This is a genomic window from Sphingopyxis sp. sgz302558 (genome assembly GCF_057220455.1).
The window spans coordinates 1,042,812-1,058,675 of sequence record NZ_JBXPUZ010000002.1 but is presented as its reverse complement, the minus strand read 5'-3'; the positions used below and the strand labels follow the sequence as shown (position 1 = coordinate 1,058,675).

Sequence of the window (15,864 nt, the reverse complement as noted above, 5' to 3'; positions counted from 1 at the left end):
GCAAGGCGACCGGGAATGGGCGAGATCATGAGCCAAGTTCCTTTGACCAGTTGATGGCATTGACGAAGATTCCGAGCGGGTTCTTGCGCAGGGCATCGGGCGTGCGCGGGGTCTGGACAGTGATCGTCAGGATCGCGGTCCAGCGACTGGTCTCGGCCAGGCTGCCATCGCGGTAGCGCCGTTCGACCCAGGCAACGCGGAAGCTGGTCGGCGAGGCGCGGATGACGCTGGTGACATCGATCCCGACCTGTTCGCGGCCTACAGCCGCGAAGGGATCGTTGGTCCGGGCATAATCGTTGAGCACCAATGCGCCGCGATCGGTGACAAAATCATAGGCGCGCAGCCAGTTCTGGCGGACGATGATCGGATCGTCGGGAATGCTGCGCACCTGCTCGATGAATCGCGCCAGGTGGAATGCGATCTGCGGGTCGCTCGGGTCAAAGTCGCTGACCGCAGGGGCGACGGTCTGGGCTTCGCCAAGCTTGTCGACCTGCACCACCCAGGGAATGATCGAGCCCTGCGAACCCTGCCAGACGATCCCCGCAGTGAGACAGGCGGACAGACCAAGCGCGCCGAAAAAGGCATAGCGCCAGCTTCGCGCCTGCACCCGCGCCGAGCCGATGCGCTCGTCCCAGACTTGGGCGGCACGCTGGTAGGGCGTTTCCGGTTCGGGGGTCTTGCCGTAGCGGATCGAAGGGCGTCGGAACATGTGTGTCAGTCCTTTTCTGAAGTGTCGACCGAGGCGCCGCCGCCGTGGCTGTCGCCCGATTTGAGCGTGTGCGCGGCGATACTCGCGCCGTGTGAGATCGCCTGCCGGTCCTTCATCGCCTTGGCCCAGGCGGGCTGGCCCTGCTCGGCAGCTGGAGGCGGCGATGGCGGCGGCGTGTTAGGTCCGGGTGTGATGCTGCCGCCGGTCTTGGTGATGGCGTCGCGGCTGCCTTCGCGGAAGGATTGCTTCACGCCGTCACCGGCCTTGCGCAGCGGCGATGTTGCAGCGCTGGCAGCATATTCGCCGACGGCACGCGCGCCGCCTGCGACCGCTGCGCCGCCCGACTTGCCTGCAGAGCCGAGAGCGTAGGCCATGGTCGCGCCGCCTGCAGCGCGCGACGTGCCTTGCGCGACATTGGAGGCAGCACTGGCCACCGCGCCGCCCGCCAGTTTTGCTCCGGCAACGGCACCGGCGGCAGCGCCGCCCGCGAGCAGCGCGGTGCCGGCTGCGGCGCCTGCGCCAAGCTGCGGCCCGCCCGAGACGATGCCATTAGCGATCCCGGGGCCAAAAATGCCGAGGCCGAGCAGCGCCAAGCTTGCCAGCACGATCGACAGCGCGTCTTCAATCGTGGGTTCGCCCGCGATAGCGGTAGTGAACTCGGAAAAGATGGTCGAGCCGATGCCAACGATCACCGCAAGCACCAGCACCTTGATGCCCGACGAGACGACATGGCCAAGCACGCGCTCGGCCATGAAGGCGGTCTTGCCGAACAGCCCGAACGGGATCAGCACGAAGCCGCAGAGCGTTGCCAGCTTGAACTCGATGAGGGTGATGAACAGCTGGATCGACAGGATGAAGAAGGCGATGATGACGATCGCCCAAGCGACCAGCAGGATCACGATCTGCAGGAAATTCTCGAAGAAGCTGACAAAGCCGAGCAGTTCGGAGATCGACTCCAGCAAAGGATAGGCGGCATCGAGCCCCACTTGCGCGACCCGGCCCGGCTGCAGCAGTTCGGCCGCTGTAAACCCGGTGCCACTGGCCTTGAGGCCAAGCCCGGCGAAACTTTCGAACACGATGCGCGCGAGGCTGTTCCAGTTGCCGATGATGTAGGCAAAGATGCCGACAAAGAGCGTCTTCTTGACCAGGCGGGCAAGAATGTCGCCCTGCTCGCCCCATGACCAGAACAGCGCTGCCAGTGTGACATCAATGACGATGAGCGTGGTTGCGATGAAGGCGACCTCGCCGCCCAAAAGGCCGAACCCGCTGTCGATGTAGCGCGAGAAGATGTCGAGGAAGCGGTCGACGACGGCGGTGCCACCCATGTTAGCGATCCCCCGTCATATCGAGGGCGGCATCCCCGCTGTTGTCAGTCACAGGGGGCACGACCGCCGCATCACGCTCGGCCTGCCCCAGGAACCGGCGGCGTTCGGCTGCCCAGGCTGCGGTGCAGATATCGACCGATGCCGCCTCAAGGCCGAGCGCTGCGCAATAGGCGAGGGTGGCCTTTGCATCGTCTCCGGCTTCATGTGCCGCAGCGATGACATCGCGTGGCGGCGGCGCAGGCTCTTCGCGCAGTTCGAGCACGGCCATGGTGATGGCAATGGCGACGAAGGCGCCGGCCCCAATCCGCGCAAAGAGCTTGCTGTCCATCGCCTCAGTTCCCGAACAGCCGGGCATTGCCCGGGACATAGGGCCGGCGATCGCCGAGGAAGCGGCGAAGCTGTTCGCGGGCCTGCGCCTTGGCGGCCGCTTGTGCAGCGGCGTCGAGCGATTGTGCCCGCGCGAGCGAGGCGACCGTAGCGGTCAGGTCCACGAGCTGCTGCGCCTGCACCGCCAGCAGCTGATTGCCAGCCTGCGCGGCCTGAAGCGCGCCGGTTGCCGACTGGCTTGAGCCAACGAGGCTGTCGATGGCGCCGCGCGTGCCGTCGATATTGCCGACCACGCCGGCCTGAACCCGTAGGGCATCCTCGAAGGCGCCGAGGCTGTTCTGCCACCGGGCTTCGGCGCCCTGGACCAGCATGCGCTGCGGCCCCGTCATCGCGCCCGCGCGATAGTTGTTCTGGAACTCGCGTTCGATCTGACGAACATCATAAGCCACGCGCTGCGCCTGTCCGAGCAAGGCCTGGGTCTGCCGGATCTGCGCTTGCAGCGGTTCGAGCACGGTCAGTGGCAGCGATTGCAGGTTGCGCGCTTCGTTGACGAGCGAGGTCGCCTGGTTCTGGAGCTGCCGGATCTGGTTGTTGATCTGCTCGAGCGTGCGCGCGGCGGTCAGGATGTTCTGGGCATAGTTGCGCGGGTCGAACACCACGCCGCCAATCTGTGCCCTGGCAGCGGTCGGCAGCATGGCGCCGACGCTGACCGAGAGAACCGCGGCACTGGCAGCAAGCATCGAGACGAATTTACGGGCTTTCATGGGCACTACTCCTGGGATTGGTCCGACCGCGGACCGGGCTTGAGAAGGGGCGAGGGGGCGGGCAGCAGCTCGGCTGCCCAGGCGAGGCCGCGATGGCGCAGCCAGCGCGCAGCAAAGTCAGCGCAGCCGTGCACGCCCGTGATCGCATCGATCGCGAGCTGGTCGGCCTTTGATGAGGTGGCGGTGAAGGCGAGCGCGACCTCGCCAAGGCCAAGTTCGAACAATCGGTTGCCGCGCGCCGACTGGCAGTAATAATCGCGCTTGGGCGCCGCCCGCGCGATGATCTCAATCTGCCGGTCGTTGAGGCCAAAGCGGCGATAGATTGCCAATATCTGCGGCTCAATCGCGCGTTCGTTGGGGAGGAAGATGCGGGTAGGGCAGCTCTCGATGATGGCAGGAGCGATCGCCGAGCTTTCGATGTCGGCGAGGCTCTGGGTTGCAAACACCACGCTCGCATTCTTCTTGCGCAGCGTTTTGAGCCATTCGCGCAGTTGTGCGGCAAAGGCGGGGCTGTCGAGGACAAGCCAGCCCTCGTCGATGATGATCATTGTCGGCGAGCCGTCGAGCCGGCCTTCGATGCGGTGGAACAGGTAGGAGAGCACGGCAGGGGCTGCGGCCGAGCCGGTCAGCCCTTCGGTCTCGAAGGCCTGAAAGCTGGCTTCCCCCAGATGTTCGCTCTCGGCATCAAGCAGCCGTCCGAACGGCCCGCCAATGCAATAGGGTGTCAGGGCCTGTTTCAATGCTTGTGACTGCAGGAGCACAGCGAGCCCGGTAAGCGTGCGCTCGGCAATCGGAGCGGTGGCGAGGGAAGTCAGCGCCGACCAGAGATGCTCCTTGGTCGCGGGATCGATAGTCACGCCTTCGGCAGTGAGGATCGCCTGAAGCCATTCGGCCGCCCAGTTGCGCTCTGCCGGTTCGTCGATCCGCGCCAGCGGTTGCAAGAGCACCGTGCCATTGCTGTCCTCAGCCAGGCCGGAACCCGTCAACGAGTTGCCGAGGTCCTGCCAGTCCCCACCGCAGGCCAGCGCCGCTGCACGGATCGATCCGCCGAAGTCGAAGGCAAAGACCTGGGCGCGATCATAACGCTGAAGCTGCAGCGCCATCAGCGCGAGTAGCACCGACTTGCCTGCCCCGGTCGGCCCGACGATCAGCGTATGCCCGACATCGCCGACATGAAGCGAAAACCGGAACGGGGTCGAGCCTTCGGTCCGCGCATAGAATAATGGGGCGGCGTTGAAGTGTTCGTCCCGTTCCGGCCCGGCCCACACAGCCGACAGGGGGATCATGTGGGCGAGGTTGAGCGTGGAGATCGGCGGTGTCCGGACATTGGCGTAGACATGGCCGGGAAGCGATCCGAGCCAGGCCTCTACCGCGTTCATGCCTTCGACGATCACGGTGAAGTCGCGGCCCTGGATGACCTTCTCGACCAGACGCAGCTTCTCCGCTGCCAGCGCCGGATCCTCGTCCCAGACGGTGACGGTGGCGGTGACATAGGCTTGGCCGACAAAATCCGATCCGAGCTCCTGCAGCGCAGCATCGGCATCGGCGGCCTTGTTCGAGGCATCGCTGTCGAGCAGCGTCGAAGCCTCGTTGGTCATCACCTCCTTGAGGATGCTTGCGACCGACTTGCGCTTGGCGAACCATTGCCGCCGGATCTTGGCGGTCAGTTTGGTGGCATCGGTCTTGTCGAGCATCACTGCGCGGGTCGACCAGCGATAGGCGAAGGCGAGCCGGTTGAGCTCGTCGAGCAGACCCGGGAAGGTGCTGCTGGGAAAGCCGACCACGGTCAGCGTGCGCAGATGCGCGCGACCGAGGCGCGGCTCGAGCCCGCCGGTCAGCGGCTCATCGGCCAGCAGCGCGTCCAGATGCATCGGGATCTCGGGAACGCGGACGCGGTGACTGCGGGTGGAGACGCAGCTGTGCAGGTAGGTCAGCGTCTCGCCGTCGTCGAGCCACGCCACCTCGGGGACAAAGCCATCGATTAGACGCAGCAGGCGCTCGGTGCGGTCGACGAAGAGGTCGAGCAGCTCCTTGGGATTGATGCCCTTTTCGGCCTTGCCCTCATAGAGCCAGCTTTCGGCGCGGGCGGCGTCTTCGGCGGGCGGCATCCACAAGAGGCTCAGGAAATAGCGGCTCTCGAAATGTGCGCCTTCGTCGGCAAACTGCGCGGCGCGTTCGCGTTCGACCAGTGCCGAGGCCGGATCGGGAAAGTCGCTGTCGGGATAGTCCGGCGCCGGGCGGCGCACCGCCTCAACGAAAATGGCCCAGCCTGAACCCAGTCGCCGCAGCGCGCTGTTGAGGCGCGCGGTCGTGGCGATCAGCTCGGCAGGCGTCGCGCTGTCGAGATCGGGACCGCGAAAGCGGGCCGAGCGCTGGAAGCTGCCGTCCTTGTTGAGCACGACGCCGGGCGCCACCAGCGCGGCCCAGGGCAGGAAGTCGGCAAGCCATTCGGCCTTGTTCCGATATTCGCGAAGCGAGAGCATGGGCTCAGACCCTCAGGAAAGTGGGGAAGCGCAGATGGCGCCGCGCGACATCGACGAATTGCGGATCGCGCCGCGCCGCCCAGACCGAGACCAGTTGGCCCAGCGCAAAGATCACCACGCCGGCGATCCACAGGCGCAGGCCAAGCCCGATCGCGGCGGCCAGCGTCGCATTGGCGATCGCCAGCCCACGCGGCGCGCCGCCGAGCAGGATATGCTCGGTCAGCGCGCGGTGAACCGGAACGACAAAGCCGGGCACGGCTTCGGGTGATCCAGTCTTCATCACACCAGCGCCCCGCCGCCGAACGAGAAGAACGACAGGAAGAAGGACGAGGCGGCAAAGGCGATCGATAGGCCGAACACGATCTGGATCATCCGGCGTGCGCCGCCCGAGGTGTCGCCGAAGGCCAGTGCCAGGCCGGTGGCGATGATGATCATGACCGCCACGATCTTGGCGACCGGGCCCTGGATCGATTCGAGGATCGACTGGAGCGGCGCTTCCCAAGGCATCGACGAGCCTGCCCCATGAGCAGGCCCCGCGATGGAAAGAGCAACAAGGCCGCCGAGCACGGCAGCGGAGAGGCGGGCACGGGCGCGCGACAAGGTCTGGATCACAATGAAACTCCTGTGGCTGGGGCTGTGATGGGAAGGATGGTGTAATCGCCATTGGCATCGAGGCCGGTGACCTCGGCGAGTTCGGCGAGCCGCCTTCCGGTCCCGTCCCGGACAAGGATGGCAATGACATCAATGGTCTCGGCGATCAGCGCGCGCGGCACGGTGACGACGCTTTCCTGGATCAGCTGCTCCATGCGGCGCAGGACCCCAAGCGCGGATCCAGCATGGATCGTGCCGACGCCTCCGGGATGGCCGGTGCCCCAGGCCTTTAGCAGGTCGAGCGCTTCGGCCCCGCGCACCTCGCCGATCGGGATGCGGTCGGGCCGCAGGCGCAGGGCAGAGCGGACCAGGTCGGAGAGCGTGACCACACCGTCCTTGGTGCGCAGCGAGACGAGGTTTGGCGCGGCGCATTGCAGTTCGCGGGTGTCCTCGATCAGGACCACGCGGTCGTCGGTCTTGGCGACTTCGGCCAAGAGCGCGTTGGTGAGGGTGGTCTTGCCGGTCGACGTGCCGCCGGCGACGAGAATGTTCTTTCGGCCCGCGACGGCGCGAACCAGCGCGTCGGCCTGCCATGCAGACATGATCTGCGCCGCGACATAATCTGCGAGCGTGAACACCGCGACGGCGGGCTTGCGGATCGCGAAACTCGGTGCAGCCACCACCGGCGGCAAAAGGCCCTCGAAACGCTCGCCCGTATCGGGGAGCTCGGCCGAAACGCGCGGCGCCTTGGCGTGAACCTCGACTCCGACATGATGCGCCACCAAGCGGATGATCCGCTCGCCGTCAGCAGCGCACATCCCGCTCCCCGTATCGGCGATCCCGGCTCCGAGCCGGTCGATCCACAGCCGTCCATCGGGATTGAGCATGACCTCGATGACCGAGGCATCTTCAAGCCAGACGGCGATCTCTGGCCCGAGCGCAGTGCGCAGCATACGCGCTCCGCGCGACGATGCTTGCGACGGGATGGGGATGACGCTCATGAATTGCCTCGTGTCGGCGAGGCAACCGATCATCGGCTGCGCTCGTGAGGCAGATCAAAGAGACATTGGAATGCTTATATGCAACAGCTTGTTGCAGTCATGGTAGCCTAGCGAAAAGGCAGAAATCGTGGCGCAGATGGATGATGGTCCCTACGACTCGGCCGCGTCCAGCGCATCGATCGCGACGCCCGTGCGAGCAAGGATTTTTGCCGACTAGAGCTGCTCTTTCAGGCATGGCCGCCAGCGTGCTCAGATCTATCGACCGGAATGTCTTCCAACGGTTTTAGTCGGCGATGTGCGCCTACAGCAACCCCTCCTTTGAAGGGTCGCTCACACCTAATTCACGCTATAATTCAGTTAATTGATTGATGCTGTTAGTTACAATGGCGGCGTTCAAAGAATGGGTTAGCTGAGCCGGGCAGTCGCTTCAGCGGAGAAGGCGATCCGGTACAATCGGACCAAATCTGGAGGGTTCTGAGACGTTCGTCGGGCATTCCGAAGCCGCAGTTAAATCGCATGCTTGCATCCTTGGAGGGCGGACGAGACTCGATGCCCCGGCACATTCCTGTGCCCCCTTGATGTAGAGAGCCAGGTTGGCTCCAAAGGGAGGTCCCAATGGCCGAAAACGTCCCCATGACCGGATGCACCCGCGATCAATGGCCGATGGCAGTCAGGTCCATCATCTTCAGCACGATGCGCTGATCGGCGCAGGCGTTGAGTACTATCGGTTGCTGCTGACACAACTTACCATCTGCTCAGCGTGAACCAATCAGCCGCATTCCGCTCAAATCGGTCGTTGAGGCTCCCGACCGGAAGCTCGAAAACTGCCCTTCGTCCATCAATCCGGGCATTACGTTGGCGGGAATGAGGCCTATTGTCCCGCTACAGTCAGAACTGATACGTCTCGAAACTCCGCCGTGGCCGGTAGTGTGTTCCGGTCCAACCGCCCGGCGAGCTCGACGGATCGCGGCGCCCAAAGATTGCAATGGAGCCGCATTGGCAGGTGAGGGATGGGAGTTGGATCCCAACTTCGGCGCTCGTGTACTGTCACGCCATCTACCGACCACAGGATCCGGTCCGGCAACCAGTCGACGGTATAAGTGTGGAAGTCTTCCGATGCATCGAAGCCGAGGTCGATCAGGCACGGCGAGCCGCGATAACCGAAGCCGATCGCAGCACCTTCATCTCCGGGGTTGAAGTAAACGTTTACAAGCATCTGACGCGGATTCTTTCCCGTCAGCTCGATGTCGATCTCTTGCCGCGGCGTATCGCGGTGAAGGAAGAAGCCTGTGACAAGACCAGCCCCGGCAGCCGCTTTAATCTTGGCTTGAAAACGCCCGTGTTGAAACGCTTGGCCTGACGCGATTGCGCCTGACTGGAGGGGCCTGACACCTTTGGCTGCGGCGACAGATAGGACAAGCCGTTTGCCTTGAGGTGCTTCTACAACGCCATTGCGCGCGAAAACAGCCATGTTGCCCGGAAAGGTTTCGATCAAGGTGACAAGTTCGGGCGAACAAGACCGGCCCGAACTTATCACCTCAATCGGCCCGGCTTCGTTCGGCGCATCGACGCACCGCGGTTGCCAATGTGCTCTCGTTGGCAGTACCCATGGCGAGTCGTCCATCGGCACGGTGACTTTCGCCTCGATTGGTCCAATGGACCGAGGAAGAGCGGCTCGAGCATCACAGAACATGCCAGTGCCCGACGGCGTACCAATGGGATACGTGTCGGACGGTTTTGTGAGATCCAAGAGTTCGCAAATGGGATCCCAAAGCGGCACAGACGGTTCTACGACGGCGGTGCGGCCGGGCGGAAGCTTCTCCATCAACGAGCCCTCATGACCGACTGCTCCGGCCTCGATTATGAATCTCACATCTGGACGCTCGATTAATGCTTGGAGCGCGTCCTGAGCGAGCGGCGGGTCAACCACGGCATCAAATATCTCTCCAACCGCAAAAAGATCAGAGGCAGAGAGTTTTGACTCGCCATATGTGAAGGCCCTCGTCCGGAGTCCTAGCATCGACAGCGCCATGGCAAGACCCTCGCTCTCACCAATAGTCCATGCGACTGTAAAGCCGTTTGGCGACCGCTCCGGTCGCGCCGGAGGTGCGCCGGCATCGATCGTCCCAGCGCGGGCGAGAAAGGGAAGGACTGAGTAAGCATTGTCCGAAGGACCATCTTGTCGTTGCAATATCGCCGGACGCGTGAGAGCGAGTGCGCCTAGCTCTGCAAAACGATAATTCATCCAAAGGTCGACTGGGCCGACGACAGGCATCGCCCGGAGCAGCGCCGCAGCACCATCACGTGACAAAACATAGCCAGACAAATACCAGAGCCCGCGGACGGGCCTAAATAGCGAGCCACATACGTCAGTCCTTATGGCCATCCCGCCGGCGTCGTTGTACGAGAGGTAGAGGAGGTGTGGTCCCGTGGTGTCTTCGCTCCGGCGTAGTGCTGCCCGCCAGCCCCGCTCAATGGCATCCGCTGCGCCGCGACGAAACCAGACGTCGTCCTCGAGCACTAGAACGTGTTGGTGCGGCCCGCGGGCGATCTTTTTCCAAGCCTCAATGTGGGATCGCGCTACAGCGACTTCCTGACGCGTCATCCGGATTGGGTGATCAACGCCAAAGCACTCCGCGAGCCTAGGATCCGGCTGCACGAAGAGCTGATCGCCCATACGATACACCGGGTCTACATCCGACGTAGCCGCCACCGCCCGTCCGTCCCGCGCGTCGACCGCGGGGAGACGCTCCAAGATCGTGGACAGCGGAGCGCCGTCTCCGGTTTTGAAACGCCCCACTTCCTGGAGCAGCCTTTGCCACCGTCCCGGTTGCCGGTCGAGGTTGATGGCAAGGATTGAACCGATCTTGTCATCGCCCGGGCCGAACGCATCGATCCTGCCGCCTGGCAATGACCACGCGAGACGTCGCGCAGACCGAAATACGAGCTGCCGAAGAGGAGCCGAAGCCTCCTGAAGATTCATGTCACTCGCATCCGAACGCTATGCTTGGCCCACGTCCATATTGCGCCAATTCCTGTAGTCGCCGCGGTAGGAAAGATCCCAGCGGGTCTCGGCGATGGCATCCCAATTGCGGATGAAGCGAAAGTCCGGGAGGCGGCCGGAGGTCTCGAGTTCCCAGGCATGAGCGGCGAGCGTCGCTGTTAGGTTACCCGGCCCCGTGGTGGATTGTATCTCCAAGTTCGAGCTGCCGCTGAGCAGCAATTTGGTCGCGCGCGCCAATGCCCGTGCGAGAATCGGGTGACCGGGAGCGGCTGCCAGCGGGTCGTTGTTAACATAAAAGATGCGGCTGTTCGACGGCAGATCCCTCCGCCATACGTCTCCGTCCTGCGCCATCGACTGCGCCTCCAAGTCGTAACAAAGAGGTTGGAGCTTCAGAATGCCGTCGGCGACGAGCTCCTCGACGTCATTTCCGATGAGCACATCGTCTGCGTCGACATAGAGACCACCCTCTCGGAGAATGAAGCACATCCGCAGATAGTCACTCCGCATGGCAGGATGTCGGCAACGATCGAACGCGTTTGCCTCACGGCACGTATAATGCTTTCGGATGTAGGTTGCCGCTGACACATCATCGAAAGTGAACAGTTTGAAGCCGTCGCTCCGCAGCCGGTTCCAACTGTCGAGGCAGGTTCGCACATCGTCTGGGAGGTCGTCCGGATCGTGCCAGTAGCGCACCACTGTGCGCGGGATCGGTGTCACCATGTATGTGGCTACCTCTTCATGCTCAGCTTGGCGCATGAGAAGCCGCCGAATGAAGTCGGATCGCAAGCCGTCGTCGTCCTCGAAACCGGGTGGGAAGGCCTCTTCAGGTCGATAAGGAGAACCGAGTTTGCCGTTGCCTTCCGCGACGTCGCAAGGCCGCTTACGACATTGGCTACGCTTCTTCACGTGCGCTCTCGAGGGTTCGGCGTGCATCCGCCTGGTTGACATAAGCTTGGTATCGTTCGGAAGACTTTAGAAGATAGATGCGACCTTGAACAACGAAACCATCGAGTGCGTGCTCGACGGCGTATGCGTCGAGATCGGCGATATTGTTGATGAAGCCCTTGCCTTTGAAGTTAAGCGAAGTGTTGCACAGAACGCCGTAGCCGGTGCGCTTCTTGAAAGCGACGAGCAGATCGTGCAGCGGGGCGTTCGATTCCGCAGTGACGGTCTGAAGGCGTGCGGTGCGGTTGACGTGGGTCACGGCCGCGAGAGCGCTCGTAGTCGCGCGGAATGTGAACAGCATGTAGGGACTATTCCCTGCGCAGCCGAACCAGTGTGCCGCATCTTGGCGAAGGCACACTGGTGCGATAGGTCGGAACTGCTCCCGCTGCTTGATCTCATTCAACCTTACCCGCGTCGCGTCGGCAAAGGGCGCGGCAAGAATCGAGCGGTTTCCGAGTGCCCTTGGGCCTATTTCCCATCGCCCATTCACCCATCCAAGGATGAGATCATTGGCGAGCAGGTCTGCGACAAGGTTGGGATCTGCCGCGAACACTTCATAGCGACTTAGATCGAACGCCAAGTCCGTCTGGAAGTCGAGACCTGCGTACACATCCCATTCGATTGTCGCGTTGCCCGTGAAATAGAACTGGGCGTCGATCGCGGTGCCAATGGCTGATCCGGAATCATTGGCCACGGGCGGAACGATCACTGTTTCGAAAAGGCCGGTTTCGACCCACTTCGTGTTCCAGTCGCAGTTGAGCCCGCACCCTCCGGCAATGACCAAAGGAAGATTCTTACGTAAGTTGGCGCGGGCAAAGGCGTGAAATGCCTCAAAGATACGGTCGCTGTAGATGCCAGCGAAGTCACGGAAATCGGGATGTTCCACACCAACATTGAGGTACGGGCAGGTCGTCAGCCCATCGTACATGTCCAATCGCACATCGGGAGATGAAAGAAGGAACTCGATCAAGCTCTCCTCAGCTGACGTTGCCTCAGTCCGTGTGGAGAATGACGCAAGCGCCATGAGCTTTCCGGCGTCCGAAAGTCTGGAGAACGGTGCGTCCTTAGGGAAGGTGGGATCGGCCAGCCCGTAGATCGAGGAATAGCGATTCCCCGGTTGACTCATGACATCTCTAAGTAGGGTGATATTTGCTTTACGATCAATCTCGTAGAAAGCGCCGATCGCTCCCTCCCACACCAGCGCATAGCATGGGGTGCCCTTAGGCAGGCCCGACATACCGTACGCGCAAAACAGGTGTGAACGTTCATGGGACGAGGAGAAGTGCCGCACGACTTGGCCGAACATGCGGCGGTCTTTGAGCAAGATACCTGAGGGGTCGGTCCCACGATAGCCGACGTGCTGCGCCAATGCCGGAGAGTGAGCCTCACGGGGCCACCACCCTCCTACGCAAACAACGTCTGGTATCTCGTCGATCAGGCCGAACGCAGCGAGCAGGTCTTGTGGAGACGTTGGCATGTACCGCCAGTTCGAGTCTTTCTCCGCCTCCACAGAGAATATGAGCCGACCATCCCTTACATAGGCGACCGAGCCGTCGTGGCCTGGATTGTAAGAAAGGATCCTCATGGCCAACGCGGACTCCCGAGACCAAGCGGCTTCAGTTCACCTACCTGCATCATTTTGATCGCCACCACCCATGCCCGAATCAAAATGACGCAGCCACTGCCGCTATCAACATCTTCTTCATGCAACCCTCCCAATCAGGAACAACGAAAATTCACGGATGAATTCAGAAAAGTCAATCATTTGCGAAGCTTCATTTGGCGGGGCATGTCATCTGCCACGAAATAGCTACACGTCGGGCGTCCGGGCCAACCGGCCGAGTACGGCAGACGACTTGCCATCGCTAAAGCCTTTGCGCCCATCACGGGTGGCTCCTCTGCCCGCCACATGGCGTGCTGCTATCCCAGAAACGGGTTTCGATCGGCCAAAGCTTACGTGGGCGCTTGCCCAGAAGAGCTTCCCGATCAGGATGGCCCGGGAAGAACCGGAGCCCGGTTCTTCGCTCGATTTCCCTGATCGTAACAAGGTTGGGCCGGTGATCGTAGACATGGCCGGCCTGGCTCGCCCTGTTGCAATTGACCCATGTCTGTGTCGGCACAGGTTTTCCGTCAGCACCAAGCGCATTCGGCTGCTCGAAGACAAAGGCCAGCGTGTCGATGCCCGATGGGCTTTCGTGGATGAGGATCTTGAAGAATGCATCTGGAATCTCGACCTTCAGCTCACCTGGGTCGCCGATTGTGAGCTTTGGTGTGGCAGGATCGAAGATCGGTCCGGCGATCACCCAGATGCTGCGATACTTGTTCGAGGCGGCGGCGGAGTAGTTCTCGAGATGCAGCCAAGGCCCCTGGTTTAGGTCTGCTGCCTGCGGAGAGGCATTCCAGAAGACATGGGTGTTGCAGCCTGCCTCGGGGCTGATGCGCTGGGCATGGTCGCTCATCGCGAGATGTCCGCGGTTCCACACTGTCCCAGCCCCGCTGTAGCTGTCGTCGAGACGGCGATTGGTGACACCCTGTTTCGCCTCGACAAGCGGTACCAGCCCGGGGGAGGCATACCACTTGTTCGGGCGGTCAATTGAGACGGGTGGTTCGTCGAAATTGCCGTTACGCCCTGGAGCGAGGCCTCGCAGCTCATACACAACGTATTCGGGATTGAGGCGCAGATCGGGCTGTCCGTCGCCGTCGTCGTCGTCAGCATCGTCGAACACAGCCGAAAAGGCGGTGAACTGATCCGACAGCTCGCTTGCGGCCGGAGCGACGCGCTGGTGATCATGGTAGGTCGAGACGAATTGCGGATATGGCGAATTCGTCGTCCCGCGACATACGAACCGCTGCGCCAAAACGGGCGCCGCAGAAAGGGCCAGTGCTAATCCCAAGCTCGCTAGCAGCAATTTCATCGCTCTGGTCCCTTCGATATCCCGGCATGACGTTGCGCGGAGTGGTGGGGAAAGTCTCTCAAATTTTCACATGGCTTCAATCGGATGCTGGGTAGTAGCCCGCCGCGCCGCCATGCCCCCGAAGGTTTTCCGGCCGATAGGGAGCCCGCTGGTCATATTGAGGCACTGACGCTGCGGCGAAGCGGACAAGGACGCTCTCATGCAGGGCAGCATCGGGCTTGATCTGCCTCGACTCTGCAGACCAACCGAACCGCGCCCATTTCGGCCAGAAGCGTGGCCAGAGCTCCAGGCTGGCCCTGACCTCGTCATGCTGGATGCCGAGCGGATCGGGGAAGGTCTGCACGAAGCGCTCATCGATCAGTGGAGGGGTCGGGATCGATTTCAGCTCATCGACCATCCACCGCAAGGCGATGTCGGAGAGGCGGGATTCGTCTTCCGGATAGCTCCCGCCGATGTCGGAGTGATTGCCTGCGAACCATTCCTGCTTCAGCCACTTGAGGGGCCCCCGATCCTGCTCGGCATTATCGCCGCTGTTCCCCCAGCCTACCCGAGGGAAGCGCTCTCGGTTTTCGTCGATCGAGAGCGCGTGCCTGGCGTAGCCGACGCTGCTGTCGAGGAAGCGATCGTAATGCTTGAGGTTCCAGGCAGCGAAGTGCCAGCTCATCTTTCCCCCCTGCGGCGGGTTCTCAATGAACTTGAACTGCTTCTTTGCCGACCAGACCCAGCTTCCTGCGAAGAATGTCGCGGGGATTGATGCGAGGATTTGCCACGGCAGGCCCAGATCGCTCGTCCAAGCGGCAAGTCCCAAAAAGCCGCTGAGGACCGCCAGAACGAAGAGCACCCGCTTGACGATCACCGTGCCGAGAGCTGCGACCGTGTCGAACACGCCGATAAATGTCGGGGCGACATTGCCCTGGGACTCGCCATTGGCACCCCGGCCTTCGCTACCGTATTTCAACCTGAAGCGCCGTGCTAGCTCCTCGCGCTCCGGTTCATACCTTCCGCGATCCCGGCCAGAGCCATGCTCATAGACGTGGTATACCGCTTCTTCGGCGATTTTGCGCAGGGCGACGCCACCTGTCGGAAGCGGCTTTCCGTCTTTGCCATGACGCGGAATCCCGCACAGGTTCATCACGTTGGCAACGCACCGAGCGGTGTAGGCCCCTCGGCTGAAGCCAAACAGGAAGATCCGGTCGCCATCTTCGTAGTGACGCAGGATGGCCTCATAGCAATCGATGATGTTCTCGCTGATGCCGGTGCCAAACGCGGCGGCAAGGATGTTCCGAACCCTGCCTCCGAGTTCCCCTGACCCCAGACCGGGATCATAATAGGCCACCTGATCGGCAGGATCGAAGCCGGTCTGGGTGCCGGGGCGCATGGCACGGTACATCTTGTAGATGTTGGAGAGTCGCTGGTCAGGCAGCACGCCGCCATACTGCCCGGTCCCATCCGAGAAGATGATGATGTTCTTCCCTGAAGCACTGTCAGTCTGCATCACACCACCTCCTCAATAACTGCCGACACCTTCGCGTCGCCCTATGCCGCGAGACGATGCTCGCCATAGTGCACTGAATTCTCGTGCGTTTCAAAGAAGAGAACTTGATCGGCAGGAAGCCGGATCAACTGCCGGGGCTGGAGCAGGATGCGCTCGCCGGCCCGAACCATGGCGAGGTGACTGTCCGTCGGCCGGTTCGCCTTTTCCAGAAGGCGCGTGGTGTCGATCACATCGGCGTCGATCGCGAGCAGCTGCCCGTCAACGTCGACGATGTGCTTCATTCCAAGGTCCCAGTAAGCCATTTG

At 62.2% G+C, this 15,864-nt stretch carries 14 protein-coding genes; all 14 read right to left on the bottom strand.

The genetic code is table 11. The features are described from left to right. Positions 1-25: 25 nt before the first annotated feature. Positions 26-709 (bottom strand): conjugal transfer protein TrbF, encoded by a 684-nt coding sequence (gene trbF / locus AC2TC0_RS10610; protein WP_484717455.1) that lies wholly within the window; start codon positions 707-709, stop codon positions 26-28. A 5-nt stretch (positions 710-714) separates the two neighbouring features. Beyond that, entirely contained in the window at positions 715-2,034 is a 1,320-nt protein-coding gene (gene trbL / locus AC2TC0_RS10605; protein WP_484717454.1) for a P-type conjugative transfer protein TrbL, read from the bottom strand. 1 nt (position 2,035) lies between these two features. Then, positions 2,036-2,362, bottom strand: coding sequence for a putative entry exclusion protein TrbK-alt (gene trbK-alt, locus AC2TC0_RS10600; RefSeq protein WP_066528285.1), 327 nt, complete (start codon positions 2,360-2,362; stop codon positions 2,036-2,038). Between the two features lie 4 nt (positions 2,363-2,366). Next, positions 2,367-3,125, bottom strand: a complete 759-nt coding sequence (gene trbJ, locus AC2TC0_RS10595) for a P-type conjugative transfer protein TrbJ (protein WP_143146568.1) — start codon at positions 3,123-3,125, stop codon at positions 2,367-2,369. A gap of 5 nt (positions 3,126-3,130) precedes the next feature. Continuing rightward, positions 3,131-5,608: a conjugal transfer protein TrbE gene (gene trbE, locus AC2TC0_RS10590; protein WP_484717453.1), complete on the bottom strand. Its 2,478-nt coding sequence runs from the start codon at positions 5,606-5,608 to the stop codon at positions 3,131-3,133. A 4-nt stretch (positions 5,609-5,612) separates the two neighbouring features. Beyond that, positions 5,613-5,888 carry a VirB3 family type IV secretion system protein gene (locus AC2TC0_RS10585; protein WP_484717452.1) on the bottom strand — a complete coding sequence of 92 codons (276 nt, stop codon included), beginning with the start codon at positions 5,886-5,888 and terminating at the stop codon, positions 5,613-5,615. Then, entirely contained in the window at positions 5,888-6,217 is a 330-nt protein-coding gene (locus tag AC2TC0_RS10580) for a TrbC/VirB2 family type IV secretion system protein (protein ID WP_484717500.1), read from the bottom strand. The genes AC2TC0_RS10585 and AC2TC0_RS10580 overlap by 1 nt, the downstream gene beginning before the upstream one ends. Further along, the gene (gene trbB / locus AC2TC0_RS10575; RefSeq protein ID WP_484717451.1) at positions 6,217-7,200 is read right to left on the bottom strand and encodes a P-type conjugative transfer ATPase TrbB; all 984 of its coding nucleotides are present in this window, start codon (positions 7,198-7,200) and stop codon (positions 6,217-6,219) included. Before trbB ends, AC2TC0_RS10580 begins: the two co-directional genes overlap by 1 nt. Before the next feature lie 871 nt (positions 7,201-8,071). Beyond that, positions 8,072-10,183: a family 16 glycosylhydrolase gene (locus AC2TC0_RS10570; RefSeq protein ID WP_484717450.1), complete on the bottom strand. Its 2,112-nt coding sequence runs from the start codon at positions 10,181-10,183 to the stop codon at positions 8,072-8,074. Between the two features lie 18 nt (positions 10,184-10,201). Continuing rightward, the gene (locus AC2TC0_RS10565) at positions 10,202-11,110 is read right to left on the bottom strand and encodes a glycosyltransferase family 32 protein (protein WP_484717449.1); all 909 of its coding nucleotides are present in this window, start codon (positions 11,108-11,110) and stop codon (positions 10,202-10,204) included. Further along, complete coding sequence (locus AC2TC0_RS10560) at positions 11,097-12,734, bottom strand: carbamoyltransferase C-terminal domain-containing protein (RefSeq protein WP_484717448.1); 1,638 nt, start codon at positions 12,732-12,734, stop codon at positions 11,097-11,099. The genes AC2TC0_RS10565 and AC2TC0_RS10560 overlap by 14 nt, the downstream gene beginning before the upstream one ends. Before the next feature lie 298 nt (positions 12,735-13,032). Then, positions 13,033-14,064 (bottom strand): DNA/RNA non-specific endonuclease, encoded by a 1,032-nt coding sequence (locus tag AC2TC0_RS10555; RefSeq protein WP_484717447.1) that lies wholly within the window; start codon positions 14,062-14,064, stop codon positions 13,033-13,035. Positions 14,065-14,140: 76 nt separating this feature from the next. Further along, positions 14,141-15,559 carry a DUF2235 domain-containing protein gene (locus AC2TC0_RS10550; RefSeq protein WP_484717446.1) on the bottom strand — a complete coding sequence of 473 codons (1,419 nt, stop codon included), beginning with the start codon at positions 15,557-15,559 and terminating at the stop codon, positions 14,141-14,143. Between the two features lie 41 nt (positions 15,560-15,600). Further along, positions 15,601-15,861 (bottom strand): hypothetical protein, encoded by a 261-nt coding sequence (locus AC2TC0_RS10545; RefSeq protein WP_484717445.1) that lies wholly within the window; start codon positions 15,859-15,861, stop codon positions 15,601-15,603. Positions 15,862-15,864 lie beyond the last annotated feature (3 nt).

Bases quoted from the DNA above. Each gene is read 5' to 3' on its own strand.
- trbE (WP_484717453.1), bottom strand. From the start codon at position 5,608: ATGCTCTCGCTTCGCGAATATCGGAACAAGGCCGAATGGCTTGCCGAC.
- AC2TC0_RS10570 (WP_484717450.1), bottom strand. From the start codon at position 10,183: ATGAATCTTCAGGAGGCTTCGGCTCCTCTTCGGCAGCTCGTATTTCGG.
- trbK-alt (WP_066528285.1), bottom strand. From the start codon at position 2,362: ATGGACAGCAAGCTCTTTGCGCGGATTGGGGCCGGCGCCTTCGTCGCC.
- AC2TC0_RS10550 (WP_484717446.1), bottom strand. From the start codon at position 15,559: ATGCAGACTGACAGTGCTTCAGGGAAGAACATCATCATCTTCTCGGAT.
- trbB (WP_484717451.1), bottom strand. From the start codon at position 7,200: ATGAGCGTCATCCCCATCCCGTCGCAAGCATCGTCGCGCGGAGCGCGT.
- AC2TC0_RS10545 (WP_484717445.1), bottom strand. From the start codon at position 15,861: ATGGCTTACTGGGACCTTGGAATGAAGCACATCGTCGACGTTGACGGG.
- trbJ (WP_143146568.1), bottom strand. From the start codon at position 3,125: ATGAAAGCCCGTAAATTCGTCTCGATGCTTGCTGCCAGTGCCGCGGTT.
- AC2TC0_RS10555 (WP_484717447.1), bottom strand. From the start codon at position 14,064: ATGAAATTGCTGCTAGCGAGCTTGGGATTAGCACTGGCCCTTTCTGCG.
- trbF (WP_484717455.1), bottom strand. From the start codon at position 709: ATGTTCCGACGCCCTTCGATCCGCTACGGCAAGACCCCCGAACCGGAA.
- AC2TC0_RS10585 (WP_484717452.1), bottom strand. From the start codon at position 5,888: ATGAAGACTGGATCACCCGAAGCCGTGCCCGGCTTTGTCGTTCCGGTT.
- AC2TC0_RS10560 (WP_484717448.1), bottom strand. From the start codon at position 12,734: ATGAGGATCCTTTCTTACAATCCAGGCCACGACGGCTCGGTCGCCTAT.
- trbL (WP_484717454.1), bottom strand. From the start codon at position 2,034: ATGGGTGGCACCGCCGTCGTCGACCGCTTCCTCGACATCTTCTCGCGC.